This is a genomic window from Melioribacter sp., from assembly GCF_049325435.1.
GTDB classification, from domain to species: Bacteria; Bacteroidota; Ignavibacteria; order Ignavibacteriales; family Melioribacteraceae; genus Melioribacter; species Melioribacter roseus.
On the sequence record NZ_JBMOLD010000013.1, the window covers coordinates 352939 to 377196 of the forward strand.

Consider the following 24258-nt stretch of genomic DNA (forward strand, 5'->3'; position numbering starts at 1 on the left):
GGCAGGTCTTTTACTTCTTTCTTTCCACAATAACTTTCAGACCTTCAACGGCTTTTACAATAATTGGACTGTCCCTCTGAATATAATCGCCTTCTGAAATAACGTCCACCCTTTTTCCGTCAATCAAGGCGGTGCCGGAAGGTCTCAAATCGGTATAAGCGATTCCTTCCCTGCCAACCAGGTCTTTCAATGAAGGGAGAGTCCCGTATCCGGATTTCTGTTCCACTTTTTTATCCAGTACCAATTTTGTAACGACGCTCGTCTTCGGCAGATATTTCAGCATCAGAGCCATAATTACAAGCGTAGAAAGGAGCGTAAGCGCCAGCTGAATAATGGCAACCGAAATAATATCCCAATCGATAAGCGGAAAATCCGAAATAAGTCCGAGGAAAAGACTCACAATCATTAACGCTATGCCGCTTACTCCGAATACTCCAAATCCCGGAATGACAAATATTTCAATAAGAAGTAGTATAAGTCCCACGATAAAGAGGATTATTTCGAGAGCCGAAGCAAGTTCAAGAATATAACCGCTGCCGAAAAAGAGCGCCAAACTGATTACGCCGATCGTGCCGGGCATGCCCCAGCCCGGGGTTTTAATTTCAGTATAAAGTCCTATCAATCCGATCATTATCAAAAGCGACGAGATAATCGGATGGCTGAGAAATCTGATAAAATCTTCAGCCCAGTTCTATTCGACTCTAATCAAACTCGCATTTTTGTACCCGAAAGCTTCTTTAACTTCCTCGACAGACGATAGGATTGTATCAGCCATACCGAATTTAAGGGCTTCTTCCGCAGTCAGTGTAATCAGCTTTGTGCTGTCGTCCTGCAGATCGGGTACAACGATAGTTTCGTCGACCATTCCCTGAGCAATATCCGTCCGTCTGCCGTTTTTTTCGGCTGTGGCTCTCATTTCCGAACGCATATAGGATTGATATTTTTCGGATTGCTTTTGCCCGGATTGATCGACAACGGTTGTAGCTCCCATTGAAGCGCCCGGAGTCATAACAATTTTTTCGCAGGAAAGGGCTATTAATGCGCCGGCTGAAATTGCGCGCTTGTCGATGAACGCGATGGTTCTCACTTTGCTGTTGAGAATCGCATCTTTAATTTGAGTGGCTGCATCAACCCTTCCGCCGAAAGTATTAATGCGAAAAATGATTGCATCGGCCGTATTTTGCTCGGCTTCTTCAACAATTCTTTTTACGTAAGGGGCCAATCCCAGATCGATATCGCCTTCGATATCTCCGTAATAAACTTTTTGCGCGGAAATACTCGAAATAAGGATTAAAACCAGCAGTAGTATTTTCTTCAATTTACCCTCTCGTTCAAATTTATGTTACTCTTAAATAACCAAATTGAACGACTAATTCAACACCTATCTTCCGGTAAAAGCATAATTGAGCATTTTATAAACGAGTTTGGCAGCCACAAAATTCGACGAAGGATGGTATTTCGAAGGCGCCAGTTCGACGACGTCGAAGCCTACGATATTCTTTTCCGCCCCGACAATTTTCAATAAATTCATAGTTTCGTCCCAGAAGAGTCCGCCCGGTTCCGGAGTGCCGGTAGCAGGCAACAACGACGGGTCGAAACCGTCGACGTCAAAAGTTATATAGACGTTTTCCGTCAAATTCTTTACGACTAATTCCTGCCAGTTTTCTCCGTACATACCCGACTTGATTTCTCTGGCATAGAAAGTTTTGATATTGAATTTTTTTCTCAGTTCCGCTTCTTCCTTGCATTGAGCGCGGATTCCCACCTGGACAATATTTTTATTGAATTCGGCAATGCGCGCCATTACGGACGCATGTGAAAATTTACTGCCGTTATAACTGTCGCGCAGGTCGGAATGAGCGTCAATTTGAAGGATAGAAAGATTTGGAAATCGCTCCGAAAAAGCCATTGCAGGCGCAGAAGAAATCGAATGTTCGCCCCCCAACAAAACGACGAATTTACCGTTGTCGATTTGCCGGGCGGTCTCTTTGTAAATTTTCCTGAGTGATTTTTCGATCGACAAATTCTTAAAATCCAGCGGTTCGAGAGTGGCGATTCCTTTTTCAAAGCAAAGTTCACGGTTCATTTCCTCGTCGTAAAATTCGACGTAGTGAGAAGCCTTGAGAATCTCGTCCGGGCCCGTTGCGGTTCCTTTTCCGTAACTAACTGTTCTTTCGAAAGGAGCCGAAATAATAACTATTTCGGATTCTTCGTAATTGGAATACTCTTTTTCGATGGCAAGAAAATTTTTTTTGATTCCCAAAACTTTCATTCTTCCTCCGGATAGAAAATAATAATAAAAGCCCCGTTTCTTTGAACGGGGCATAAGAGATTAGAGAATTATTTGTCGTCTCGCAAAATTGTGGCGATAGCCGACCGTTCGAATTTCATTTTAACATTATTGCCTACGTCGATCAAAACGGTTTTTTCGTCCAGTCCGGCAACCGTGCCGTAGAGTCCGCTGCTGAGGATCACTTTGTCGCCTTTTTGAACCGAAGAGAGCAATTTTTCTCGTTCCTTGGCTCTTTTTTGTTGCGGACGAATAATCATGAAATAGAAGATGGCAAAAATTGCGCCGAACATAATCAAAGTGCTGATCAATCCGCCTGAACCGCCCTGTCCGTTCGGAGGCGGAGCCATTGCTAATAATAAATCCATTTAATACTCCTTATTTAATTGTACATTTGTTGATAAAATTTCAACGATTCCGTTTTTCCATTCAACAAAACTTCCGTCAAGTATCTTTTCCCTGGCAGTTTTGACCAGGTTAAGGTAAAAAGTCAAATTATGAATAGAAGACAATTCCAAAGCTAATATTTCTTTTGCATTAAATAAATGCCTGAGATACGACTTGCTGAAATTTTTGCACGTATAACAATCGCATTCCGGATCGAGCGGCGAGAAGTCGTCTTTGTAAACGGCATTTCTCATCGATACGACGCCTTTCGACGTAAAAAGATACGCATTTCTGGCGTTTCGAGTGGGCATCACACAGTCGAACATGTCCACGCCTCGTTCGATTGCCTCGAGAATATTTTCAGGACGTCCTACGCCCATCAGATATCTCGGTTTGTTCTCCGGCATAAAATCTGTCGTGAAATCGACAAGGTCGTACATTACTTCGGGAGGCTCGCCCACAGCAAGTCCTCCGATTGCATAACCGTCGAAATCGAGTTTGAGCAGATCCTTAGCCGAGATTTCTCGCAAATCCTTATATACGCTTCCCTGAATAATGCCAAAGAGAGCCTGCGAATGGCCGTACAAAGGTTTGGTCGATTCGAAAGCCTCTTTATTAAGGATAGCCCATTTACTTGTCAATTCGGTCGATTTTTTCGCATAATCGTATTCGCACGGGTATGGGGTGCATTCATCGAGCGGCATAATTATATCCGAACCGATGCTTCTCTGGATTTCGATTACTTTTTGCGGCGTAAAATAGTGTATCGATCCGTCGAGATGAGATCTGAATTCCACGCCGTCGCATTTCAGTTTTCTCAATTCCGTCAGACTATAGACCTGAAATCCTCCGCTGTCGGTAAGTATAGGCAGATCCCACGACATGAATTTATGCAATCCTCCCGCTTGCTCCAGGATATCAGTTCCCGGACGCAAATACAAATGATACGTATTCGACAGAATTATCTGCGCTTTAATTTCGTCTTTCAAAATTCTTTGAGAAACGGCCTTAACAGTCCCCTGCGTGCCCACCGGCATAAAAATAGGGGTTTTAATTTCGCCGTGCTCCGTAATAATTCTTCCGGCTCGGGCTTTTGAACGAGTATCTCTTTTTTCTAACTTAAAATCCATCTTTTTCACTTTATTCCACAATCGAAATATATGAATATTTCTACCTGATTTTTAGCAATTTCGTAATTTTTGTTGCCGACTTATCCTTTAATACTAGGATATAGATACCATCCGGCAAATAATCAAGTCTTATTCTTCCCGTCCGGTTCAATATTCCCGAATAAACCTCCTCGCCTATTATATTGAAAAGCGAAATACGTACGGTTCCGGTTGTTGAGTTTACGTTCAGATAATCCCCGAAAGGATTCGGGTAAGCGATTGTATTACCGGTAATTACGGTGTTTTCTTTAACGTCTGATATACCGCACATTTCATTATAAATTTCTCCGAATGCAGCCGAGACGGCAGAGAAATAATTTTCATCCCATTTCCAGTAGAGAAGACCGTCGCATGTGGAATCCTTTAGAAGAGCGAGCGAATAACTTACAATTTCATCTTTTGACATTTGGTTTTGATTAATACCGCCGGAAAGTACGTTTATGCTGTAAATGTTTCTTAAGCCGGATTCAATTGCCGCTTTTGAATTCACATTAATAAAATCATCAATATTACCGAATTTCGAGGAATATTGCGGTTTGGCATAATCGAGGTTTTTATATTTTCCGAATTTGGACAGGTAATCCGCCGGAGCGCCTACAGCCGTAGCAGCAAAACCAACCAGTCTTTTAGAGAGCGCAGCAGCCGAATCGATTAATGCTCCTTCTACTGTTTTCCCGTTCCAATTATTCGGATCGTGCGGCTCGTCGAACATCAAATGGCAAAATATTACTTCTTTATATTCTTCGAAATCGAAATCTGAATACTTGTTTAATTGCTCCGCAAATTTATCGATGCTGAAATATCCGTATTCATTCTGAAAATTGTGGCGTGCTCCCGTTAAATTCAAACAAATTTTATAGCCGTTTTTCCTCCCGTCTTCGAGAATTTTCCTTAACGACGATGTATCGGTTACGGATCTGAATACGAAATTCAGATACTCATATTTCACGTCTACGGGCTGATGAAACGCCCCGATATTGATGCAATTTTGGGAAAGGATTAAATCAGCCGAAAGAAGAAGCAATAAAATTATTTTATTCAAAGCGCCTATTTCTTTATTATTGTATCAGTTAGCTTCTTTAACATAAAGTTTTACCAAGTCAACTTTTTTCTTGTCCGATTTAAGTATCTGTACCGAAAAATTATCGATATTAAAAGATTCACCTTTACGGGGGATACGACCGAGTTTTGTGGTAATATAACCTGCCAGGGTTTCGTAGTCGCCCTCTTCGATATTCAAATTGAATTCTTCGTTGAGGTAATCGATTTCCACTTTACCGCTGAGGATATAAGTATGCTCCCCAATTTTTCGGGCAATAATTTCATCGACGTCGTATTCGTCTCTAATTTCCCCGAACAATTCTTCGATTAAATCCTCGACTGTAATAATTCCCGCCGTGCCACCGAATTCGTCTACTACGACTGCCAGCGAAAATTGTTTGCTCAAGAATTCATTCAACATTTCGAGGCTTTTTTTCGATTCCGGCACGAAAACCACATCGCGCAGTACCGATTTCAATTCTTTCGGCATTTTCAAAAAGTCTTTTACAAGCACCATCCCTTTTATATTGTCGAGATTTTCTTCATAGACAATCAATTTAGAATAACCCGACTCGATAAATTTTTCAAGCACTTCGTCCGGCGTGGAATTAATTTCGACTCCCACGATATCCGTTCGGGGCGTCATGGCTTCGTAAACTTTTTGATCGCGGATTTCGATTATCTTGTTTATAATGTCGGATTGCTCTTCGTCAATTTTACGAGCCTGACTGCTTTCTTCAATCAGATTCTGAATATCGTCCCGGTCGATTTCATTTACTACGCCTTCTTCTTCCCTTTCGTCAATTCTTTCAACGATAGAAGAAATTTTGGAGGTGGCAACAACAAAAGGATAAAACAATACCGATAAAACTCTGACAGGCAGAGAGGAAATAAGCACCAGGAAATCCGCCACTTCCCTGCCGATATACTTGGGAATCAATTCTCCGAAGAGCAGCAGAAGTAATGTTGATACAAGCAAAATTTCGAATTCGTTATAACCGAAATAGTGGAGCAAGAAATAAGAAGAAATCGATGCAAAGGAAATATTTATGATATTGTTGGAAATTAAGATCGTGGAGAAAAACGCTTCGGGTTTCTGAACGAAATAAAATGCCGTTTTTGCGTAGAAATTCCCTTTCCTTGCCCTTAATTCGAGTTTGATTTTATTGGCGACGACGTATGCAATTTCGGAAGACGAGAAAAAGGCGCTCGCGATTAATAATAAAACTAAAATCAGAAAATCATTGACCATATTTTAACCGTAAATTATCAATAATACACATAAAATATACAAAATTGCGTTCAAAATAGTGGGGATATCGGACAATACTAGTTCTGCCGGATCCTCTCCCCGATTTTGCTTAATCGCCAGGTAGAGATATCTGAAAACTCCGTAGATAACAAATAATACAGTGTAAACCAGATTTTCCGTGCCGAATTCGCGCATCGTATGTTCAGAAATCGAATAGAGGGCATACGAAATAATTATTCCTCCGCCGCTTACGGCTGTCAACAGATTCAAAAGTTCTATCGAATAATCGAACAGGACTTTTCTTTTTTGTGAATTATTTTCAAAAGCGGCGTATTCCACTCTCCGCTTAATAACCGCCATAAAAAGAGCGATGAAAATTGTAGCAAGTATCAACCACCCGGATAATTCCACATTAATGACTACAGCTCCGCCGGCTACTCTCAATAAAAATCCAAAGGCGATAATCATAACGTCGAGTATTACCAGATTTTTCAGGTAAAGCGTATAAAAGAAATTTATTACAACGTAAGCGGCGATGATGAATTTGAACCGGGCGCTTGCTTCGTTTAAGATCACAATCGAAAGGATTATCAACGCCGCTGCAATTATTACAGCTTCTCTTCCCGATACCTTCCCGTATGCAATCGGTCTGTACTTTTTTACTGGATGCAAACGGTCGTACTCGGCGTCGAAGTAGTCATTTATAACATATACAAATCCCGAAGCCAATGAGAAAGCCAGAAACGCCATAATCGAATGAGAGACGCTTACCGGATCGAATAAGTTCTTCGAAAAGATCAGCGGGACAAACACAAAAAGATTTTTAATCCAGCTTTTGACCCGGATTAACCTTAAATATTGTCCTAATTTATCCATAATTAAAATACGGGCGCATCGGTATAAGTGCCGAAATATTTTTTGAGTTCGGCGACCATTTCGCCGAGAGTAACATATTTTTCTGCGGCGTCGATCAAAGGCGGCATCAGGTTTTTTCCGTCTTTAGCCGCATTGGCGATATTTTCGAGCGCGTTTTCTACCTCTTTTTGATTTCTGCTGTTCCTGAGCTCAGCCAGCCGTTTTTTTTGTTCTATTTCCACTTCGGGAGAAATTCTGAGTATCGGAATATCTATATTCTCGTCCGGATCGACGTATTCGTTTACGCCGACAATTATTTTTTCTTTGCTTTCGAGTTGAAGCTGGTATCGATATGCTGAATTGGCGATTTCCTTTTGGAAATATCCGGCTTCAATTGCCGGAATAACTCCGCCCAAAGCGTCAATTTCCGAGAAGATTTTTTCGGCTCCCTCTTCCATTTCGTCGGTAAGTTTTTCGATAAAATAACTGCCGCCCAGCGGGTCGACGGTATTTATAACTCCTGTTTCGAATGCTAACATCTGCTGAGTTCTCAGCGCAATCTTTACGGCTTTTTCGGAAGGCAGAGCGAGGGTTTCGTCCATTGAATTTGTATGGAGCGACTGCGTTCCGCCTAATACCGCCGCAAGAGCCTGATACGCCGTTCTTACAATATTATTTTCGGGTTGTTGCGCCGTAAGAGTACAACCCGCTGTTTGGGAATGGAATCGCAACCACCACGATCGCGGATTTTTGGCTTTGTATACTTCTTTCATGCGACGCGCATAGATTCGTCTCGCCGCTCTGAATTTCGCAATCTCTTCGAAAAAATCGAGGTGCGAATTAAAGAAAAACGAAAGGCGCGGCGCAAAGGAATCGATATCCATACCGCGTTCCAAACACGCTTCGATATAGGCAAAACCGTCAGCCAGAGTAAATGCGAGCTCCTGAACCGCCGTTGAACCCGCTTCCCTGATGTGGTATCCGCTTATCGAAATCGGATTCCATTTCGGAGTTTCGTTTTTGCAATACTCAATCATATCGACAATGATTCTCATCGATGGACGCGGCGGAAAGATAAATTCCTTTTGAGCTATATATTCTTTCAGTATATCGTTTTGAAGCGTGCCGCTGAGCGAAGCGAGATTCAAACCCTGTTTTTTCGCCACCGCCAGATAAAAAGCAAAGATCATTGCCGCCGGAGAATTGATCGTCATCGACGTCGAAACTTTGTCGAGCGGAATATCCTTGAAAAGAATTTCCATATCGAGCAACGAGGAGACCGAAACGCCGCAAATCCCGACTTCTCCCCTGCTCATTTCAGCGTCGGCGTCCCAGCCCATCAAAGTAGGCAGGTCGAATGCCACCGACAATCCGGTCTGCCCTTTAGAAAGCAGATATTTAAAACGTCGATTGGTGTCTTCCGGCGTGCCGAAACCGGCAAACTGCCGCATAGTCCAGATTTTACCCCTGTAGCCGTTAGTATGAATTCCGCGGGTAAACGGGTACTCCCCCGGGAAACCGATATCCGACAAATAATCCTTCCCTTCGATATCGTCGGGAAAGTAACATTCCTTTATGGGAAGGTCGGACACGGTCGAATATCTTCGAGGCGCGGTTACCGATTCGGATAACCGGTCAAGATATCTTTCTTTTGCTTTTTTGTATTCGGATTCCATTGAAATCCTTTCATTTTATTTATTAGGTTCTGCCGAAACGTTTGTCGAATTCTTCGATTGGTATTTTGATTATTATCGGTCTGCCGTGCGGACAGACATACGGCATCGAAGTGGCAAAAAGTTTGTCGACCAGAATACGCATCTCTTTTTCATCGAGTTTATCGCCGGCTTTAATTGCCGCTTTGCAGGAATACGACTTGGCAAGATTGTCTTTGACGTCGAGTATTTTTTCCTGCTGATTCTTTCTGTATTCGTGAAGTATGTCGAGGAGCGTATCGACTTCGTGTTCTGTCTTCAGGTCGGAAGGAATACCGATTATTTCCACGCGGTATTTTGGTTTGAATTTTAGCGTAAATCCGAGATTGGTCAGATACGGCTCCAATTCTTTTGTAAGTTCGTAATCAGCCGGGTCCATATCGACCACTTGAGGAAACAGAAGGTGCTGCGAGAAAGGAATATTGGCATTAAACGAATTCAAAGCCTGTTCGTAAAGAATTCTTTCGTGCGCCACATGAGCGTCGATAATCATAAGTCCGCTTTTTATCTGGGAAAGAATATATTTATTGTGAAGCAATACGATAAACGGAGTCTCGCTTTCTTTCTCCTGCGTCGATTCGAATCTGTGGGTTACTTCTTTTTGCTGAGGACGACTTTCGAACGGGTGAGGAGCCGATTGCTGGGCAGAGGCTGCGTTTATTTCATCATCCAGATGAAATAGTCTTCTCAAATCTTCTTCGTTATATTTTTTCGTTTCCCGCTCTACGGCAGGTCGATCTGAAAAGTCGTATTTATCGATATTTCTGAAATTCTGAGGTCTTAATTTCTGTTCCGTAGTTCCGTTGTCGTCGAGCGTAACTTGTGGGACCAGGTCGTAACTGCCGATGGTTTTTCTGATTACGGCATGAACAAACGCGTAGATTTCTCTCTCGTCGTCGAATTTGACTTCCAGTTTGGACGGGTGAACGTTGACGTCGACTTTTTTCGGATCGACTTCCATAAAGAGCACGAAGAAAGGATAGTCGCCCTTTTCGAGTATGTTTTCGAATGCCGAAAAGACGGCGTGGTTAATTGTCTTATTTATCACGTAGCGTTTGTTGAGGAAAAAGTACTGGTCGCTTTTGCTCTTTCTGAGATAATTCGGCTTCGTTACATATCCCGTAAGGGTGATATAATCAGTAACTTCTTCTACTTCGAGCAATGCTTCGTCGATATTATCCGCAAATACGGATTTCATCCTGTCGAGCAAGGAGCCCGCCGCAAAATCGAACAGCAGATCGTCGTCGTTATAAAACTTAAAAGATATTTCCGGATGACTCAGGGAAACGCGCTTAAATGTTTCTATTATATGTTTCAGTTCCGTAGTATTCGATTTCAAAAAATTTCTGCGCGCAGGCACGTTATAAAAAAGATTTTTAACCGTAACCGAGGTTCCTTTTTGAAAAGCCCCTTTTTCAACTAGCAATTCGTTGGAATCCGAAAACCTGATATAAGTCGCCAGTTGATCTTCTTCCCTTCTGGTTTTAATTTCGAGCTGGCTGACTGCGGCAATAGAAGCCAGCGCTTCGCCTCTGAAACCGTATGTAATTATTTTTTCGAGGTCGTCGACGGAACTGATTTTGCTGGTTGCATGGCGTTGAACGCAGAGGAGAGCGTCGTCCTGGCTCATGCCTTCGCCGTTGTCGACAACCTGAATGAGAGATTTGCCGGCGTTTTTAATTATAACTTCGATTTCGGTAGCGCCCGCGTCGATCGAATTTTCGAGCAGTTCTTTTACTACGGATTCCGGCCTGTTAACAACTTCGCCGGCGGCAATTTTATTGGCAATATTTTCCGGCAGTATTTTTATTTTTTTTGATTTATTTTCCATCTTATTTCACTTTAAGTAATTCTAATATAATGATAAAGAACGAAATCGTTAAATTCTTTTTTCGTCGCCGTCCAATCTTCCCGGCTGAAATCCGGGAAATAAGTATCTCCCTCGGCTTCGAATTTCATCTCGGAAATAATCATTTCGTCGGCTAAATCGATAAATGCCTCGTAAACCTGTTTGCCGCCAATTATAAAAATTTTTTCGTAATCTTTACAATGCTCCAAAACTTCGTCAACGCCGGATAATACGACAGAGTCGGCGGCGTTGGTTTTATAGTTCTTATTCCGGGTTAAAATAATATTGAGCCTGTTTTCGAGCGGTCTTTTAAGCGATTCGCGGGTTTTGCGTCCCATTACAACCGGGTAACCGTCAGTCGTCGATTTAAAATGACTTAACTCCTCGGAAGAATGCCAGGGCAATAAACCTTTATTACCGATCACATTATTTTTCGATTTAGCGGCGATGATAATGATTTTCATGAAAATTTAAATTCATGCCCATGGTATTTGAATACCAAGCAGATTCAGTTTTTCTTCGAATTCGATTCTTTCCCTGTTCTTTGCAAGTCGGTCTTCTATTTTTCTCAACCAGCCGTACTCGTCAGCCAGCCTCAGGACTTCTTCCCTATCGCCCGAATTAATCGCTTTCAAAACATTCAGTTCGAGCGCGGAGAATTTAACGCCGTTATAAATATAATCCATAAAAGCTTCCCATGTAATCGGGCACCATCTGGCGACAATTTCTTTGCCGATAACTTCGGCGTATTGACGGATCTCGTATTGAGCGTGCGAGTCCATTCTTAAAGAAATAAATCGCAATAGGTTGTGAAGGTCGATTTTCCAGTAGGCTTCGGTGTAAGTCGAAAGCGGCAAATCTTTCCGGGCTTGTTCTCTTGCCACGCCGGCTTCGATTCTTTCTTTATAAATTTCACGCGCATAATTCTGAAACTTGATCTCTTTTTCCGATAAAATTTTGCCGACTTCGGCGCTCAGGAAGCCTTCGCTCCCCTGTTTATTGTCTTTTGCCTGGAGGCGCCATTTATCCGGGTCGGTTTTTTGAGAAGCGTCGATGGCAATCGAATAACGCGTTGAATACTCGTTGACGTTCGCGGTTCTGTGACGAATCCACTGACGCCATGTATCCATCGGAACGCGCACGTGAAATTTAATTTCGCACATTTCAAACGGCGTAGTGTGCTGGTTTCTCAATAGATAGCGAATAAGTCCGCGGTCTTCGCTTACTTTTTTTGTTCCCTTTCCGTAAGAAACGCGCGCGGCTTGTACAATCGATTCGTCCGACCCCATATAATCGACAACGCGAATAAAACCGTCGTCGAGAACGGGAAATTTCTTTCCCAAAATTGAATCGAGTTCTTTGACCGAAACTCGCTCCAGAATTTCGTCTTTATTTTCCATTTAAATTCCGGTGTTAATTTTTAATTGTAAACTGATGTAAAATTTCTCTGGCAATAATTTTGGCGGCGGTTAAAATTCCTTCGTCTATCTTTTCGATCGATTCTTCGAGCGATTCGAAATACTCCGCCAATTCGATAATATGAATGTTTTCCTCTTCGGGTAAATCGCCTTCGGCTTCTCCGCATACCACATAAACCGGAATACCTTCCGGCGCGTATTTTTTAATGATCAGGTAAGAGCCTTTTTCGTATCTGCTCTGGAAATCGAATTTGCCTTCTCCAGTTAAAACGAAATCATATACATTTTCGGCAATGCCAAGATCTTCGAAAATAAATTTCTCCGCAGATTTTAATTTAGCGTCGAAGAATAATTGAAACGCCCCGGCCAAGCCGCCTCCCGCTCCGTTGAGTTTCATTTTGGTTTCTTCGTCGCAACCAATCAGACCTAATATGTTTTCCAAACCTTTCTCGAGAATATCGAGGTCTTTTTCACCCGCGCCTTTTTGAAGGGCATATACCATCGTAGCGCCCTCCTTGCCAAGAAGCGGATTGTTAACGTCGTGAACGATTGTAATGTCGAACGGCAATTTCTTCTTATTATATTTAACTTTATCCGCTTTAATAAAATTTGCAGGCAGAAGATCGAGTTTGCTTTTGTCTTTGTCGAACAATTCAAATCCGAATCGACTCATCATGCCAAGCCCCATGTCATTCGTTGCAGTGCCTCCGATACCGATTACCAGTTCTTTTATTTCAAGGAAACCGTTTTCGGCGCTCTCAACTAACTGCTCGATTAATTCGCCCATGCCTTTCGACGTTAGCAGCAAAGGATTCCTTTTATCTTCGGGAACCAGATTAAGCCCCAGAACCAGCGCGGATTCGATATAAACTTTATTATCCTGCATCGAATAACCGACAGGGCAAAGAAATTTTTCGTCCGAGTGCGGATATGAAATTTCGAAGTGAAGCAGTTCCAAACTGAAATAATTATTGGCTATTTCCAAAAAACCGTCGCCGCCGTCGCTAATCGGTTTATAATGGAATTCAATAATTTTTTTAAGATCCTCGGGAATCAGTTTATCGAATGCAGTCTGAAATAGCGAAGCAATTTCAACGGAGTTAGCGCACTCTTTGAATGAATTGGGCGCAACTAAAATATTTTTTTTCATTTTATTTTTATTTAGAGTTTGTTGTAAGTTTTGAATAAGCTTCGATTAAATTCGATTTTGTCTGCAGCAAGTCCTGGGAAATTACTTTTACATCGCCGAGCACCGGGAAAAAATTAGTATCGCCATTCCATCTCGGCACAATATGAAAATGAATATGCTCGTCGATTCCCGCGCCCGCTGCTTTACCGAGATTTGCGCCGAAATTAAAGCCGTGCGGCTTCATTACCAGATCGAGGGCTTTCATACTCAACTTGGTTACCTGCATAATGCGATTCATTTCCTCTTCGGTCAAATCCTCAAAAGACGACAAATGCCTATTAGGAATGACCATTAAATGTCCGCTGTTGTAAGGATAAAGATTCAGCATCACAAAACATACGTCGGCGTTGTAGACTTTGAGAGATTTTTCATCTTCGATTTTTTCATTAACCGCATCGCAAAAGATGCAGGTTTCGTCTTGCTTTTTATCCTTAAACGACTCGATATATTGCGAACGCCAAGGCGACCACAAACGTTCCATAATACTCCTGTAAATTAAATATAGAGGGAAAAAATAATTGACCCGTCAACCGTAAACCGAATTGACGGGTCATATATAATCACTACAGCGCAATTATTATTCCGCTGCTTCTTCTTTTTGTTTCTGATATTCTTCTATAATTTTGGCTTCCACTTCTTTCGGCACTTCTTCGTAGTGAGAGAAGCTCATTTTGAACATGCCTCTGCCCGATGTCAAACTGCGCAATTGAGTCGAATATTTATGCAACTCGGCGAGAGGAACTTTTGCTTTGATGATCTGGAACGGAGATTCCGATTCCATACCAAGGATTTTACCTCTCCGGCTCGAGATATCGCCCATTACGTCGCCCATATACTCTTCGGGAATTTTTACTTCCACGTCGTAGATCGGTTCGAGGATAACGGGTTTAGCTTCCATAAATCCTTTTTTGAACGCCTGCGACGCGGCTATCTTGAAGGAAACTTCGTCCGAGTCGACCGAGTGGTAAGTGCCGTCGAACAAAGTAACTTTGACGTCGACCACCTGGCTGCCGGTAAGAATTCCTTTCGACATGATTTCCTTCAAGCCTTTTTCGACTGCAGGCACAAACCTGCCGGGAACCACGCCGCCTACAATCGCGTCTACGAATTCGAATCCGCCGCCTCTCGGAAGCGGTTCCAATTTCAAATGAACGTGACCGTACTGTCCCCTGCCGCCGGATTGTTTTTTGTGTTTATATTCCGCGTCGTTGCAAACGCCTTTTATCGTCTCGCGATAAGGAATTCTCGGTTCGACCAGATCGACGTCTACTCCGTATCTGTCTTTCAGGAGTTTGATGGCAAGGTTCAATTGAAGCTCTCCCTGACCTGCAATTATTGTCTGAGAAATTTCAGGGTCGTATTTCGAAATCAATGTAGGCTCTTCTTCGTGCGCCGTATGCAAAGCGGCGGATATTTTATCTTCGTCGCCCTTTGCCTTCGGCTGAACCGCCATTCTGATTACCGGGTCGGGATATTCGATTTCCGGCAATACAACCAAAAAGTTCTTTGAACAGAGCGTGTCGCCCGTATGACTGTCTTTCAGTTTTACCACAGCGCCGATATCGCCGGCTTTCAGGCTGCTGACTTCGGTCCTGTTATGACCGTTAAGAATAAAGAGCTGCCCGATTCTTTCCGTTTTATCTTTGTGAGTGTTTACAAGGTCGATGCCTTGAGTAACTGTTCCCGAATAGACTTTGAATATCGAAAGTTCGCCGACGTGCTGTTCGGAAAGAGACTTGAATATAAAGAGAACGGTTTCGCCGCTCGGGTCGCATTTGATTTCGACGGGAGCGTCGCCGTCTTTCATTTTTGCTTCGACCGGTTTTCTGTCCGCCGGCGACGGGAAATATTTTTCTACGAAATCGAGGAATGTGTTGGCTCCTACGCCTTTAGTGGCTGCCATCGGTAAAGCCGGTACAAGCGTTCCCTCTACAATAGCTTTTTTGATGCCCTTGACCAAGTCCTCTTCGGATAGAGTGCCTTCTTCAAAAAATTTATTCATCAAATCTTCGTCTGACTCGGCTACTTTTTCGATCAATTCCTCGCGCAGTTTATCAGCCTGTTCTTTTAAATTAGCCGGTATATCTTCAACCGTAACCTTTTTCGAGCCCGCTTCTCCGTAGGTTACGAGTTTCATTTTTATCAGATCGACTACGGCATTGAAATTGAGACCTTCGCTCGCAGGGAAAGCGACCACGCTAACATCGGGCGAAAGTCTGTTTTTTGCAACTTCAATTGTTTCAAAGAATTTGGAATGTTCATTATCGACTTTATTAACAATTACAGCAGAAGGAATATTATATTTTCTTGCATATTCCCAGGTCAGCTCAGTGCCGACTTCAATGCCTTCGGCGCTTTTGATAACCGAGACGGCGACGTCGGACACATATAGACTTGAAATTACCTGTCCGATAAAGTCGGGAAAGCCTGGAGTGTCGAGCAAGTTAATTTTTTTATTGTTCCACTCCATATGAAGAGGAGTGGCGTAGATAGAAATTTGTTTTTCGATTTCATTCTGGTTAAAGTCGGATACAGTATTGCCTTCTTCAATTTTACCGATTCTGTTAGTAGCGCCGGATGTAAAAAGGAGTAATTCGGAGATGGAAGTTTTACCGCTTCCGCCGTGTCCAATTAATGTAATATTTCGGATTGCGTCTGGATTATACTCTTTCAAGATGTAGTCTCCTTATAATATTTATCGATCGAGAAAATTTATTTTCGCGCCAGTGTAGACCAAAAAGCCCGAAAACCTTTAATGACGGCTCTTAAATTCGATACAAAATTAGCGGCTTTCTCTTCCTCCTTCAATAGATTTCCCGTCTTGAACGAATTCACTTTTTCTTTGAATCTTTTAATGGACGAGTCGATTTCCGCCCAGTAATCTTCAATGTCGGAAACAATCCTCTTGGCTTTCTCGACGGTTTCGTTCAGATTGTCGACAGCGGGGATTGTCTTGTCGATTAGCATATCAATATCTTTACGAAGGGCTTGAATATCGTCCGTAATTTTCTTCAGATAGACGATTAAAAATACGCACAAAGATATTGCCGCTAGAATTAATACAGTCAGTAAAATATCTATTAAAGTCATAATAATTTATTACGATTCTTTTTCGGAACGATAAGCGTCGACGCCTGCTTTAACGGCGGTTTTCAACTTATCGCTTTCTTTTTCTACTTTTTCCTTGCCGGTTTTAACGGCTTCGGAAGCTTTGACTTTAGCCTCGGACAATACTTTTTCGGCTTCGTCCAGAAGCGCGTCGACTTTTTCTTTTGTTTCGGCTACAAGTTTTTCGGATTTCTTTTTGCCTTCGTTTATCAATTGATTCGCCTTGTCTTTTGCTACAGCCAGATACGATTCGGCGTCGTCCATTACGTCTTTCGATTTAACGCGAATATCTTCTCTCAATTCTTTCCCGCTTTTGGGCGCAAATAAAAGTCCCAATAACGAACCGACAGCTGCGCCGGCAAAAAATCCGATCAAAATTCCTTTTCCTACGCCTCTTGTTTCGTCGTTATGCATATAATCCTCCTTTGTCTGTTTTTAAGTGTTGTAAAATAATAACCGCCTTTTCTAAAATCAAGGTTTGAACGAAAATCGGACTGAATAATCGACAAAATAATTCTACTATTGCGAAGTTCGATTAAAATTTATCGTATAATATCCAGAATGGCTTTATTAACTTTTGCAATGGGCAAACCGACCACGTTATAGTAGCAGCCGTTAATTTTGGAAATGAAAAGAGCTCCATAGTCGTCCTGGATTCCGTATGAGCCGGCTTTATCCATCGGACTGCCGCTATCGATATAATTCAGAATTTCTTTGCGCTCTAATTTTCTGAATGTAACTTTGGTTTTTTCGTAATCGATGATTTTTTTGCCGCTCGATAAATTTGCAACTACAAATCCTGTATAAACCGTGTGAGTGTTCCCGCTCAATTTCGAGAGCGTTTCAAAAGCTTCTTTTTTAGATCGGGGTTTACCCAGAATTTCTTTATTTAAGACCACAATCGTGTCTGCCGTAATTACTATTCCCTCTTTCACTTTTTTTGAAGCGGCATTGAATTTATCCATAGCCAGGCGTTTAACGGTTCTAACCGGATGTTCGCCGTCCTGTAATTCTTCTCTTACGTCTACGGAAAATGACTTGAAGCGGATATTGAGCAGTTTAAGAAGTTTTCGTCTTCGGGGAGATTTCGATGCGAGATAAATTGGAATTTTTTTGTCGATCATAAGGGAAATTATCGAAACAAAGCTTTAATACTACCCCAGGTGCGTTTAACGCTCGAAACTCTGTGCACCACGTTTTGCGGCGCGCTGTAGGCTGTTTGACCGTCTTTGTCGACAATCTTAAGGCGATAAGCGTAAACAGCGTCGGTCGATTTAAATGCCGTCTGATCGACGTATTCGTAGCTTTTGTCGGGTTCGGGCTCGACTCTGGCGAGAAACATAAACTGACCGTTTACTGTTCTGCGTTCTATTTCGAAATGGCTCAGATTAACTTCGCTCGACGTTTTCCAGGTTATCAGAACGTTGTTATCCTGGCTTTCCACTCTAAATTCAAGAATTGTAGTCGGCGCGTAGAGAAGCGTAGCGGAAATCAAAATGGTCAATATGGTCAGTTTTGTTTTCATATTTCCATGTCAAATATATCGGAAGATATTAAGATTGTCAAGTATTTATTTACTATACTTTTTTATACGTCTGCCAGTTGCCGTACTTGAATTTGATATAAATGATACCCGCATAAAGAATGACATAGAAAGGCAAAGCCAGCCACGCGCCAATCAAACCGAGCTTGAAAACTACTCCGAGTAAATATGCGATGGGCACAAAAACAAGCCAGTTCGAAATTACCTCCGCTACCATCACAAAAAACGTTTTGCCCGCGGCTTGAAGACCGTTAGCAAGCACTACTCCGAAGGAATAGAAAATCTGACCGAATCCGGCTATCCTCAATGCGGGGGCGGCAGTTTCAATAACATTACCGTCATTTGTAGTTAATATGAGCACTATTCTGGGAGCCGCCAGGAAAACGATGCCGACTATCAGAGTATATAAAGCTGCCAGTTTACTGGTTTCGAATCCGTAATGCCGGGCGCGTTCGGTATCGCCTCTTCCGAGATTATTTCCCACCAGCGTTTGAACGGCTATCCCGAATCCGAAACACGGCATCAGCGAAATTAAGAGAGCGGTAAACACTACGTTGCTTGCAGCCTGTTCCAGAGTGCCGATTAATCCTGTAATCGAAATAAAACTCAAAAAGCCGATCAGAATAAAAACATTCTGGATAGACACCGGCAGCGAAATTTGAATTATCGACTTTGCGATTTCAGGCACAAAACGGAGATTTTTAAAATATTTATACGATTTTCGGTATGAAGGCAAAATGGTAACGCCAAAATAAAATAACGCGTCGCACACAGTAGCCAAAGTGGAACCCAAACCGGCGCCTGCGAGTCCCATCCCTTCAATGCCGAACATACCGTAAATAAAGATATAATTGAAAATTATATTCAAAAAATTAGCTATGATTCCGGAGAACATAAAAATTTTCGTCTTACCGATACCAAAATAAAAACCTCTGTACGATACGGTCATCAGGAAGAATGGAATTCCGAGGAACCGGTAATGGAGATATTCGCCGGCATAAAATGCAACTTTGTCGTCGACAGCCAGAAAGTTAGCAATCGTATCGGCAAAAACGACCACAAGAGAACTGATAACAATTCCAATCATAGTCGAAAGCGCGAGCGAAGTATTTAGAACTTTACCGCAGCCTTCATAATTTTTTTCGCCGTAACGCCGAGCAATCACAACATGCGTACCGGTTGCAAGACTCGAAAAAAAACTTACCACAGCCCACGTTGCAAAAACTCCGATACCCATTGCAGCCAGATAATATTTGGCATCCGGAAGACGCCCTACCATCGCAGTGTCGACCATCGAAACGACCATCTGAGTGGAGAGTCCCGCAATAGCCGGAAGAGCTATCTTGAGTATATATTTATGATCTTCTGTAAAAGAAAATAATTTCATGGTTTCTAAAATATCGATTTAAGAATTACATCAAAAATAATTTATCTTTCCAATGCAATTAATTTAACATTAACTATTTGTGGAAAATTTTACTATTTTGCGGACAAAACAATCCGTCTGAATGGACAGAAGACAGGAAATATTGACTCTTATCAAAACTCTGGGGATTAGCATCAATCACCTGGCAGGGCAATTAGGACTTAAAACGCATACACTCAACTATCTGCTTCACGACTCATCAGCGCTCGACGACGAATTGTACGCTCAAATAAAAGAAGCGTTGGATAATTATCAGTATGAGCTGAGATTATTCGACAACGACGAGAAAGATACGCTCGATTTATTCGACGAAGACGAACAGCATCAATTCATGGGCGAACGGATACGTCTGTTTGCCAGAAGAAAATTCGGCACGTTAAAGAAACTCGCAGACGCAATGGAAATTTCCCCTCAGCAATTGCAGCAGTATATCAGCGGCAAAAGAGAACCCGGCTCCAGAATATTGATGAAATTCCTGAAGCTCGGGTGCGATTTAAACTGGCTGCTCGGAGGCAGAGAATCCAACGAGTCCTACAGGATTCAAAAACTCGAAGCTCGCATAAAAGAATTGACAAAAGGACTCGAAGAGACGTCTGAAAAAATCAATAAACTTCTGGGAAATCAAAACAGATAGATGAATCTGAATGCAATCTCCCCGCCGCTGTAATTTTTTCTTCCTCCGATAGTATCTTTAAAATCCGTTATAAGATTGTAGCCGGCTTCGGCTCCCATAATAAAATGTCTGCCTAAAACAAAATCGATCCCTGCAAGCGGTTTAATTCCGAAGACGGATTCGGATTTTGCGGAAACTTGAAGTATGGAATTTTTTGCCTCGCTGCCGATATAAACTCCGGCGGTAATACCTGCAAAAGGTCTTACTTTGCCCGGTTCTTCGTCAATAAAATAGTAATTAATTCCCATCAATAACGGCGCTACGCTGCTGGCGCTCTGTCCGGTATTCCAGCCGTCTACTTTTACTTCAGCAGAGCCGTTCAAAAAACCCAGACTCAACCGTAAAGCCAAATTTTCCTCAAGCCAGTTGCTATAGAATAAATTTCCCGTAAATCCAGTTGCAGAAGCCGTTACATTGTAAGCGGCTGTAGCGCTGCTTTTTTCAGAGTTGAGAAACGTACCGATACTTAAACCTATAGCAGATCTTCCTTCCAGGGCAATCGATTGAGCATTCGCGCTTCCAAGCATGAGTACGATAATCATAATCAAATATAACTTTTTCATTATCCCCTCTTTTGAATGATATTGTAAACTAAAAATAGCATAATGTAAATGCAACTAAAATATCCTTTTTATTATATTTGTTCCTTAAAAAATGAGAGAATTGCCATGAAAATGCTTGAAAACAAATGGGCGCTAGTAACAGGAGCCAGCCGGGGTATAGGACGACAAATTGCCAAGGGATTATCCGAAAGGAAATGCAACCTGATTTTACACGCAAGGAAAAAAGAAAATTTGACGAAAATTAAGGAAGATCTGTCGGAAAGCGGAATTCAAATCCATTGCGTCGAAGCCGAATTATCCGACAGCAAAGCGCTCGATAAAATGGTTAAAGAAATTATGGAGAATATCGGCGCAATCGACATTCTTTATAACAACGCCGCAATAATGAGCAAATACAAAGAAGATTTTTTTAGCATCAGCATAGAACATTATAAAGAAATATTCGAAGTAAATGTTTGGGCTGTTATCAAATTGTGTTCGGAATTTGCTCCGCAGATGAGAGAAAAAAAATGGGGCAGAATCATTAATGTAACTTCGGGAATTGAAAATCAGCCGCAACTTGCGCCTTATTCGATTTCGAAAGCTGCAATCGACAAATACACAAAAGATATAGCGGGCGAACTAAAAAAAGATAACGTGCTTGTAAATTTACTGGATCCGGGCTGGCTTAAAACCGACTTGGGCGGTAAGAATGCATGGTTCGAAGTTGAAACCGTATTGCCCGGAGCGCTTGTGCCGGCGTTGTTGGACGATTATTCGACAGCCGGAGAATTATTCAGAGCTCAGGATTATAAAATGCTAGAGCGTTAAAATATAGGATTCAATCCGAGCTGGCGCGCTATTACAATCCTTTGTATTTCCGAAGTGCCTTCTCCTATTTGCAGCAATCGTTGATCCCTGTAAAAACGTTCTATTTCATATTCTTTCATCAGTCCGTATCCGCCGTGAATTTGAAGAGCCTCGTCGGCGACCTCACGGGCAATTTCCGAGCAATATAATTTTGCCATGGCGGCTTCGGTAGTAAATGGTTTATTGTTATCTTTCAACCAACAGGCTTTATACAGGAAAGTTCTTGCCAATTCGATTTTCATCGCCATATCTGCCAGCTTAAACGAGTTTACTTCGAAGTCGCCAATAAACCGCCCGAACTGTTTTCTCGTTTTGGAATATTTCAGAGCAAGTTCGAATGCGCCCTGCGCGCAGCCCAATCCCATAGCGGCTATTGCCAATCTGCCGGAGTCGAGCGTGGAAAGCATAATTTTGGAACCTTCGCCGATTTTTCCCAATAAATTTTCTTCGGGTACGAAGCAATCGCTCATAAATAATTCGGCTGTATTCGACGCGCGCCACATCATCTTGCCTTTCAACGTGGAAGTTGTAAAGCCGGGAGTTCCCGTTTCAAGGAGGAAACAGCTAAACTCTTTATGACCTTTATCTTTAATCCCCGTTAGAGCCTTGATTGTAGCGCCGATAGTCAAAGGGGTGTCTCCGTTCGTAATGAATGTCTTCTGCCCGTTCAAAATCCAGCCCTGTTCCGTTCTGACTGCCGATGTATTTGTACCGTTTGAATCCGAGCCCGCATTCGGTTCGGTCAAACCGAAAGCCCAAAGAGCCTTGCCGGCGGTTAAGTCGGGAAGATATTTTTCTTTCTGTTCCTTAGAACCGTATCTGTAAATCGGTCCTGTCCCGAGCGAATTGTGTGCGGCAACAGTAGCAGCCTGCGAAGCATCGACTCTTGCCAGTTCTTCAACAATAATTATATACGATAAATAATCCAATCCCTGGCCGCCGTAATCGGGCGATACTGTGACTCCCAAAAAGCCCATCTCCCCCATCTTTTTTGTAATCTCAAGCGAGAATTCCTCGTTTTCGTCGAGTTGTTTTGCAGCCGGTCGTATTTCATTTTCAGCAAAATCCCTAACCGTATTCTTCAATAGTCCATAGTTGTCGTCCAGTTCAAAATTCATTGCTCCTCCGTAATTTTGTTAATCATCGTTTAGAATGCGCCGCGGGACGGAAATTTTTTGATTAAGAAACGCCTGTGCATAAGTTTTGCCCTGCGCGTCGATTTTCAGAGAGCGGGTGCCTCCGCCGTCAAGCGATTTTTCGAGCAAAAAGTTAAACGCATTCAGGTTGGGCAATTCATACCTTACAACTTTGCCTTTACATAGATCCCTGAAAAGATATTTCATATAATCGGCGGTAAGATAATCTTTAAGGAAACGATAAATTTTTTCGTTTCTGGCAATTACTCCGATATTTGCCGTATCGCCTTTATCGCCGGACCTAGCCAGGCAAAGGTCGTAAAATCTTACCGATGTATCGGCCTGCTCCGGCAATACGGGCGTAAACGATTCTACGCCATCTGATATTTGCGCTTCGTTGTTGTCGTTCTCAATTTCTTTTTCAAAGCCGGTAACCGTCTCGATTTCATATTGAGCATCGGGAAAGATAAGAAGATAAGCTTTAACGACGGATTTAGGGATGAGCGCAGGCCAGTAAGTAATTACATTCCGGGGTTTGGGGCGACCGCCTGTAACTGCGATTCCGGGAGGCGAACTCAAAATCAAAGGCGCTATTTGTTTCGAGAATTCATTCAGTTTTTTCAAATCGTAATCGTATGCGCCGAAGCGCAATAATATTTCGTTCGTATCGTCGTACTCCGCAAGCGAACCGTGGCAGGCGTTGAATCCGACAAATTCAGTATTGATTCTCTCAAAATCGATTCCCAATCTGTTCCAGAAAATTTCTTTAATTTTTTCGGCTTTACGGAGTACGTCGGGACCGCTTACGATTACCGAGCCTTCAATCTTATAACCGTCCTCGTAAGCCATCGACACTTTATAATAAGGCGTCGAAGGCTTGCCTTTAATATTTTTTACGCGCACTCTGTCGGCGCTTTCCTGAACGAGTTCTATTGATTTAAAATCCGCAATCACATCGGGCGAAATATATTCGGAGGGATTTCCCATTTCATAAAGCAGTTGTTCTTTAACTGTATCGATCGTTACGGCTCCTCCAGTATTATCGTGTTTTGTTACGACGAATTCGCCGTCGGGATAAATTTCGACAATCGGGTATCCGAAATTTTCCCATTTGTCGACCAGTCTCCAATCGGAAAAATTTCCGCCCGTAGCCTGGGCTCCGCATTCGATTATGTGTCCGGCTACAATTCCCGATGCGAGCTTATCCCAGTCGTCATAACTCCACCCGAATTCATAAATCATGGGCGCCATTGTAATCGACGTATCTGTAACCCTGCCGGTAATTATTATTTGCGCTCCTTTTTTCAACGCTTCCACAATCGGTTTCGCTCCCAGATATACATTGGCGGTCTGCAATTTATCTTTTACAGTTTCGAAGTCTTCTCCTGTTTCGATATTCCGAAACGAAGTTTTTTCCGGATAAAATTCATCAATCTTATCTACAATATCGTCGCCGTAGACAACTGCCACTTTCAGGTCGAGGCGCATTTCGTTCAATACTTCCGTTACTTTTTGTCCGCAGGCTACGGGATTGATGCCTCCGGCATTCGTTATAACGACAATCTTTTTTTCGGAAATCAATTCTGCGTTTTCCCTGATCTGCTCTATAAAATCGGTTACATATCCGAGTTCGGGATTTTTCGTCATCTGCTTTTTAAGAATGCTCATCGTTATTTCTGCCAGAAAATCCATTGTGAGGTAATCGATTTCGCCCTGAGTTATTTGCCTGTTGAATGCCTTCAAATCGTCGCCCCAGAAACCTCCCGCATTTGCAATGCGAAGTTTATTTTTCATAATC

At 42.4% G+C, this 24258-nt stretch carries 25 protein-coding genes; 2 read left to right on the plus strand and 23 right to left on the minus strand.

The features are described from left to right. Window positions 1–10 precede the first annotated feature (10 nt). From ACOYVE_RS10600 to ACOYVE_RS10695, 20 genes are all read right to left on the minus strand, one after another. The gene (locus ACOYVE_RS10600) at window positions 11–631 is read right to left on the minus strand and encodes an NfeD family protein (RefSeq protein WP_422881866.1); all 621 of its coding nucleotides are present in this window, start codon (window positions 629–631) and stop codon (window positions 11–13) included. A gap of 60 nt (window positions 632–691) precedes the next feature. After that, the gene (locus ACOYVE_RS10605) at window positions 692–1318 is read right to left on the minus strand and encodes an SDH family Clp fold serine proteinase (RefSeq protein WP_422881868.1); all 627 of its coding nucleotides are present in this window, start codon (window positions 1316–1318) and stop codon (window positions 692–694) included. 63 nt (window positions 1319–1381) lie between these two features. After that, the gene (gene speB / locus ACOYVE_RS10610) at window positions 1382–2272 is read right to left on the minus strand and encodes an agmatinase (RefSeq protein ID WP_422881870.1); all 891 of its coding nucleotides are present in this window, start codon (window positions 2270–2272) and stop codon (window positions 1382–1384) included. A gap of 68 nt (window positions 2273–2340) precedes the next feature. Beyond that, window positions 2341–2658 carry a preprotein translocase subunit YajC gene (gene yajC / locus ACOYVE_RS10615; RefSeq protein ID WP_014857378.1) on the minus strand — a complete coding sequence of 106 codons (318 nt, stop codon included), beginning with the start codon at window positions 2656–2658 and terminating at the stop codon, window positions 2341–2343. Continuing rightward, a complete protein-coding gene (tgt, locus tag ACOYVE_RS10620; protein WP_422881871.1) occupies window positions 2659–3807 on the minus strand; it encodes a tRNA guanosine(34) transglycosylase Tgt in 1149 nt (382 codons plus the stop codon). A 40-nt stretch (window positions 3808–3847) separates the two neighbouring features. After that, window positions 3848–4888 (minus strand): T9SS type A sorting domain-containing protein, encoded by a 1041-nt coding sequence (locus ACOYVE_RS10625; protein WP_422881872.1) that lies wholly within the window; start codon window positions 4886–4888, stop codon window positions 3848–3850. Between the two features lie 24 nt (window positions 4889–4912). Continuing rightward, on the minus strand, window positions 4913–6139 hold the full coding sequence (locus tag ACOYVE_RS10630; RefSeq protein ID WP_422881873.1) for a hemolysin family protein: 1227 nt from the start codon (window positions 6137–6139) through the stop codon (window positions 4913–4915). Window positions 6140–6142: 3 nt separating this feature from the next. Next, the gene (locus tag ACOYVE_RS10635; RefSeq protein WP_422881875.1) at window positions 6143–7015 is read right to left on the minus strand and encodes a decaprenyl-phosphate phosphoribosyltransferase; all 873 of its coding nucleotides are present in this window, start codon (window positions 7013–7015) and stop codon (window positions 6143–6145) included. Between the two features lie 2 nt (window positions 7016–7017). After that, a complete protein-coding gene (locus ACOYVE_RS10640; protein ID WP_422881877.1) occupies window positions 7018–8670 on the minus strand; it encodes an acyl-CoA mutase large subunit family protein in 1653 nt (550 codons plus the stop codon). 22 nt (window positions 8671–8692) lie between these two features. Then, window positions 8693–10537 carry a DNA mismatch repair endonuclease MutL gene (gene mutL, locus ACOYVE_RS10645; protein ID WP_422881879.1) on the minus strand — a complete coding sequence of 615 codons (1845 nt, stop codon included), beginning with the start codon at window positions 10535–10537 and terminating at the stop codon, window positions 8693–8695. An 11-nt stretch (window positions 10538–10548) separates the two neighbouring features. Next, window positions 10549–11019 (minus strand): dihydrofolate reductase, encoded by a 471-nt coding sequence (locus ACOYVE_RS10650; protein WP_422881881.1) that lies wholly within the window; start codon window positions 11017–11019, stop codon window positions 10549–10551. 12 nt (window positions 11020–11031) lie between these two features. After that, window positions 11032–11955, minus strand: coding sequence for an FAD-dependent thymidylate synthase (gene thyX, locus ACOYVE_RS10655; protein WP_422881883.1), 924 nt, complete (start codon window positions 11953–11955; stop codon window positions 11032–11034). A 13-nt stretch (window positions 11956–11968) separates the two neighbouring features. Then, window positions 11969–13123, minus strand: coding sequence for a glycerate kinase (locus ACOYVE_RS10660; RefSeq protein ID WP_422881885.1), 1155 nt, complete (start codon window positions 13121–13123; stop codon window positions 11969–11971). A gap of 7 nt (window positions 13124–13130) precedes the next feature. Further along, window positions 13131–13643, minus strand: a complete 513-nt coding sequence (locus tag ACOYVE_RS10665; RefSeq protein WP_422881887.1) for an HIT family protein — start codon at window positions 13641–13643, stop codon at window positions 13131–13133. 96 nt (window positions 13644–13739) lie between these two features. Beyond that, window positions 13740–15836: an elongation factor G gene (fusA, locus tag ACOYVE_RS10670; RefSeq protein ID WP_422881889.1), complete on the minus strand. Its 2097-nt coding sequence runs from the start codon at window positions 15834–15836 to the stop codon at window positions 13740–13742. Between the two features lie 38 nt (window positions 15837–15874). Next, window positions 15875–16252: a DUF948 domain-containing protein gene (locus ACOYVE_RS10675; protein ID WP_041356127.1), complete on the minus strand. Its 378-nt coding sequence runs from the start codon at window positions 16250–16252 to the stop codon at window positions 15875–15877. Window positions 16253–16261: 9 nt separating this feature from the next. Continuing rightward, on the minus strand, window positions 16262–16684 hold the full coding sequence (locus tag ACOYVE_RS10680; protein ID WP_014857392.1) for a YtxH domain-containing protein: 423 nt from the start codon (window positions 16682–16684) through the stop codon (window positions 16262–16264). 128 nt (window positions 16685–16812) lie between these two features. Then, window positions 16813–17394 (minus strand): Maf family protein, encoded by a 582-nt coding sequence (locus ACOYVE_RS10685; RefSeq protein WP_014857393.1) that lies wholly within the window; start codon window positions 17392–17394, stop codon window positions 16813–16815. 8 nt (window positions 17395–17402) lie between these two features. Beyond that, entirely contained in the window at window positions 17403–17795 is a 393-nt protein-coding gene (locus tag ACOYVE_RS10690) for a hypothetical protein (protein WP_014857394.1), read from the minus strand. Between the two features lie 52 nt (window positions 17796–17847). After that, window positions 17848–19200 (minus strand): MATE family efflux transporter, encoded by a 1353-nt coding sequence (locus ACOYVE_RS10695; RefSeq protein WP_014857395.1) that lies wholly within the window; start codon window positions 19198–19200, stop codon window positions 17848–17850. A gap of 121 nt (window positions 19201–19321) precedes the next feature. Between ACOYVE_RS10695 and ACOYVE_RS10700 the strand changes: the two genes are divergently transcribed. Beyond that, window positions 19322–19873 (plus strand): helix-turn-helix domain-containing protein, encoded by a 552-nt coding sequence (locus tag ACOYVE_RS10700; RefSeq protein ID WP_014857396.1) that lies wholly within the window; start codon window positions 19322–19324, stop codon window positions 19871–19873. Here the strand turns inward: ACOYVE_RS10700 and ACOYVE_RS10705 are convergent. Beyond that, window positions 19861–20475 (minus strand): outer membrane beta-barrel protein, encoded by a 615-nt coding sequence (locus ACOYVE_RS10705; protein ID WP_422881892.1) that lies wholly within the window; start codon window positions 20473–20475, stop codon window positions 19861–19863. The genes ACOYVE_RS10700 and ACOYVE_RS10705 overlap by 13 nt on opposite strands. 105 nt (window positions 20476–20580) lie before the next feature. Here ACOYVE_RS10705 and ACOYVE_RS10710 point away from each other — a divergent pair, with 105 nt between their 5' ends. Then, window positions 20581–21285 (plus strand): SDR family NAD(P)-dependent oxidoreductase, encoded by a 705-nt coding sequence (locus tag ACOYVE_RS10710; RefSeq protein WP_014857398.1) that lies wholly within the window; start codon window positions 20581–20583, stop codon window positions 21283–21285. On the opposite strand, the gene ACOYVE_RS10715 is transcribed toward ACOYVE_RS10710, so the two are convergent. Both ACOYVE_RS10715 and ACOYVE_RS10720 read right to left on the minus strand, forming a co-directional pair. After that, window positions 21282–22442, minus strand: a complete 1161-nt coding sequence (locus ACOYVE_RS10715) for an acyl-CoA dehydrogenase family protein (RefSeq protein ID WP_014857399.1) — start codon at window positions 22440–22442, stop codon at window positions 21282–21284. The genes ACOYVE_RS10710 and ACOYVE_RS10715 overlap by 4 nt on opposite strands. An 18-nt stretch (window positions 22443–22460) precedes the next feature. Then, window positions 22461–24254, minus strand: a complete 1794-nt coding sequence (locus ACOYVE_RS10720; RefSeq protein WP_014857400.1) for an acyclic terpene utilization AtuA family protein — start codon at window positions 24252–24254, stop codon at window positions 22461–22463. Window positions 24255–24258 lie beyond the last annotated feature (4 nt).

What these genes read in the sequence shown, in the direction of transcription:
- ACOYVE_RS10600 (WP_422881866.1), bottom strand. Translation starts at nt 631, where the DNA reads ATGATCGGATTGATAGGACTTTATACTGAAATTAAAACCCCGGGCTGG.
- speB (WP_422881870.1), bottom strand. Translation starts at nt 2,272, where the DNA reads ATGAAAGTTTTGGGAATCAAAAAAAATTTTCTTGCCATCGAAAAAGAG.
- yajC (WP_014857378.1), bottom strand. Translation starts at nt 2,658, where the DNA reads ATGGATTTATTATTAGCAATGGCTCCGCCTCCGAACGGACAGGGCGGT.
- tgt (WP_422881871.1), bottom strand. Translation starts at nt 3,807, where the DNA reads ATGGATTTTAAGTTAGAAAAAAGAGATACTCGTTCAAAAGCCCGAGCC.
- ACOYVE_RS10630 (WP_422881873.1), bottom strand. Translation starts at nt 6,139, where the DNA reads ATGGTCAATGATTTTCTGATTTTAGTTTTATTATTAATCGCGAGCGCC.
- ACOYVE_RS10635 (WP_422881875.1), bottom strand. Translation starts at nt 7,015, where the DNA reads ATGGATAAATTAGGACAATATTTAAGGTTAATCCGGGTCAAAAGCTGG.
- ACOYVE_RS10640 (WP_422881877.1), bottom strand. Translation starts at nt 8,670, where the DNA reads ATGGAATCCGAATACAAAAAAGCAAAAGAAAGATATCTTGACCGGTTA.
- mutL (WP_422881879.1), bottom strand. Translation starts at nt 10,537, where the DNA reads ATGGAAAATAAATCAAAAAAAATAAAAATACTGCCGGAAAATATTGCC.
- ACOYVE_RS10650 (WP_422881881.1), bottom strand. Translation starts at nt 11,019, where the DNA reads ATGAAAATCATTATCATCGCCGCTAAATCGAAAAATAATGTGATCGGT.
- thyX (WP_422881883.1), bottom strand. Translation starts at nt 11,955, where the DNA reads ATGGAAAATAAAGACGAAATTCTGGAGCGAGTTTCGGTCAAAGAACTC.
- ACOYVE_RS10660 (WP_422881885.1), bottom strand. Translation starts at nt 13,123, where the DNA reads ATGAAAAAAAATATTTTAGTTGCGCCCAATTCATTCAAAGAGTGCGCT.
- ACOYVE_RS10665 (WP_422881887.1), bottom strand. Translation starts at nt 13,643, where the DNA reads ATGGAACGTTTGTGGTCGCCTTGGCGTTCGCAATATATCGAGTCGTTT.
- ACOYVE_RS10675 (WP_041356127.1), bottom strand. Translation starts at nt 16,252, where the DNA reads ATGACTTTAATAGATATTTTACTGACTGTATTAATTCTAGCGGCAATA.
- ACOYVE_RS10680 (WP_014857392.1), bottom strand. Translation starts at nt 16,684, where the DNA reads ATGCATAACGACGAAACAAGAGGCGTAGGAAAAGGAATTTTGATCGGA.
- ACOYVE_RS10685 (WP_014857393.1), bottom strand. Translation starts at nt 17,394, where the DNA reads ATGATCGACAAAAAAATTCCAATTTATCTCGCATCGAAATCTCCCCGA.
- ACOYVE_RS10690 (WP_014857394.1), bottom strand. Translation starts at nt 17,795, where the DNA reads ATGAAAACAAAACTGACCATATTGACCATTTTGATTTCCGCTACGCTT.
- ACOYVE_RS10695 (WP_014857395.1), bottom strand. Translation starts at nt 19,200, where the DNA reads ATGAAATTATTTTCTTTTACAGAAGATCATAAATATATACTCAAGATA.
- ACOYVE_RS10700 (WP_014857396.1), top strand. Translation starts at nt 19,322, where the DNA reads ATGGACAGAAGACAGGAAATATTGACTCTTATCAAAACTCTGGGGATT.
- ACOYVE_RS10705 (WP_422881892.1), bottom strand. Translation starts at nt 20,475, where the DNA reads ATGAAAAAGTTATATTTGATTATGATTATCGTACTCATGCTTGGAAGC.
- ACOYVE_RS10710 (WP_014857398.1), top strand. Translation starts at nt 20,581, where the DNA reads ATGAAAATGCTTGAAAACAAATGGGCGCTAGTAACAGGAGCCAGCCGG.
- ACOYVE_RS10715 (WP_014857399.1), bottom strand. Translation starts at nt 22,442, where the DNA reads ATGAATTTTGAACTGGACGACAACTATGGACTATTGAAGAATACGGTT.
- ACOYVE_RS10720 (WP_014857400.1), bottom strand. Translation starts at nt 24,254, where the DNA reads ATGAAAAATAAACTTCGCATTGCAAATGCGGGAGGTTTCTGGGGCGAC.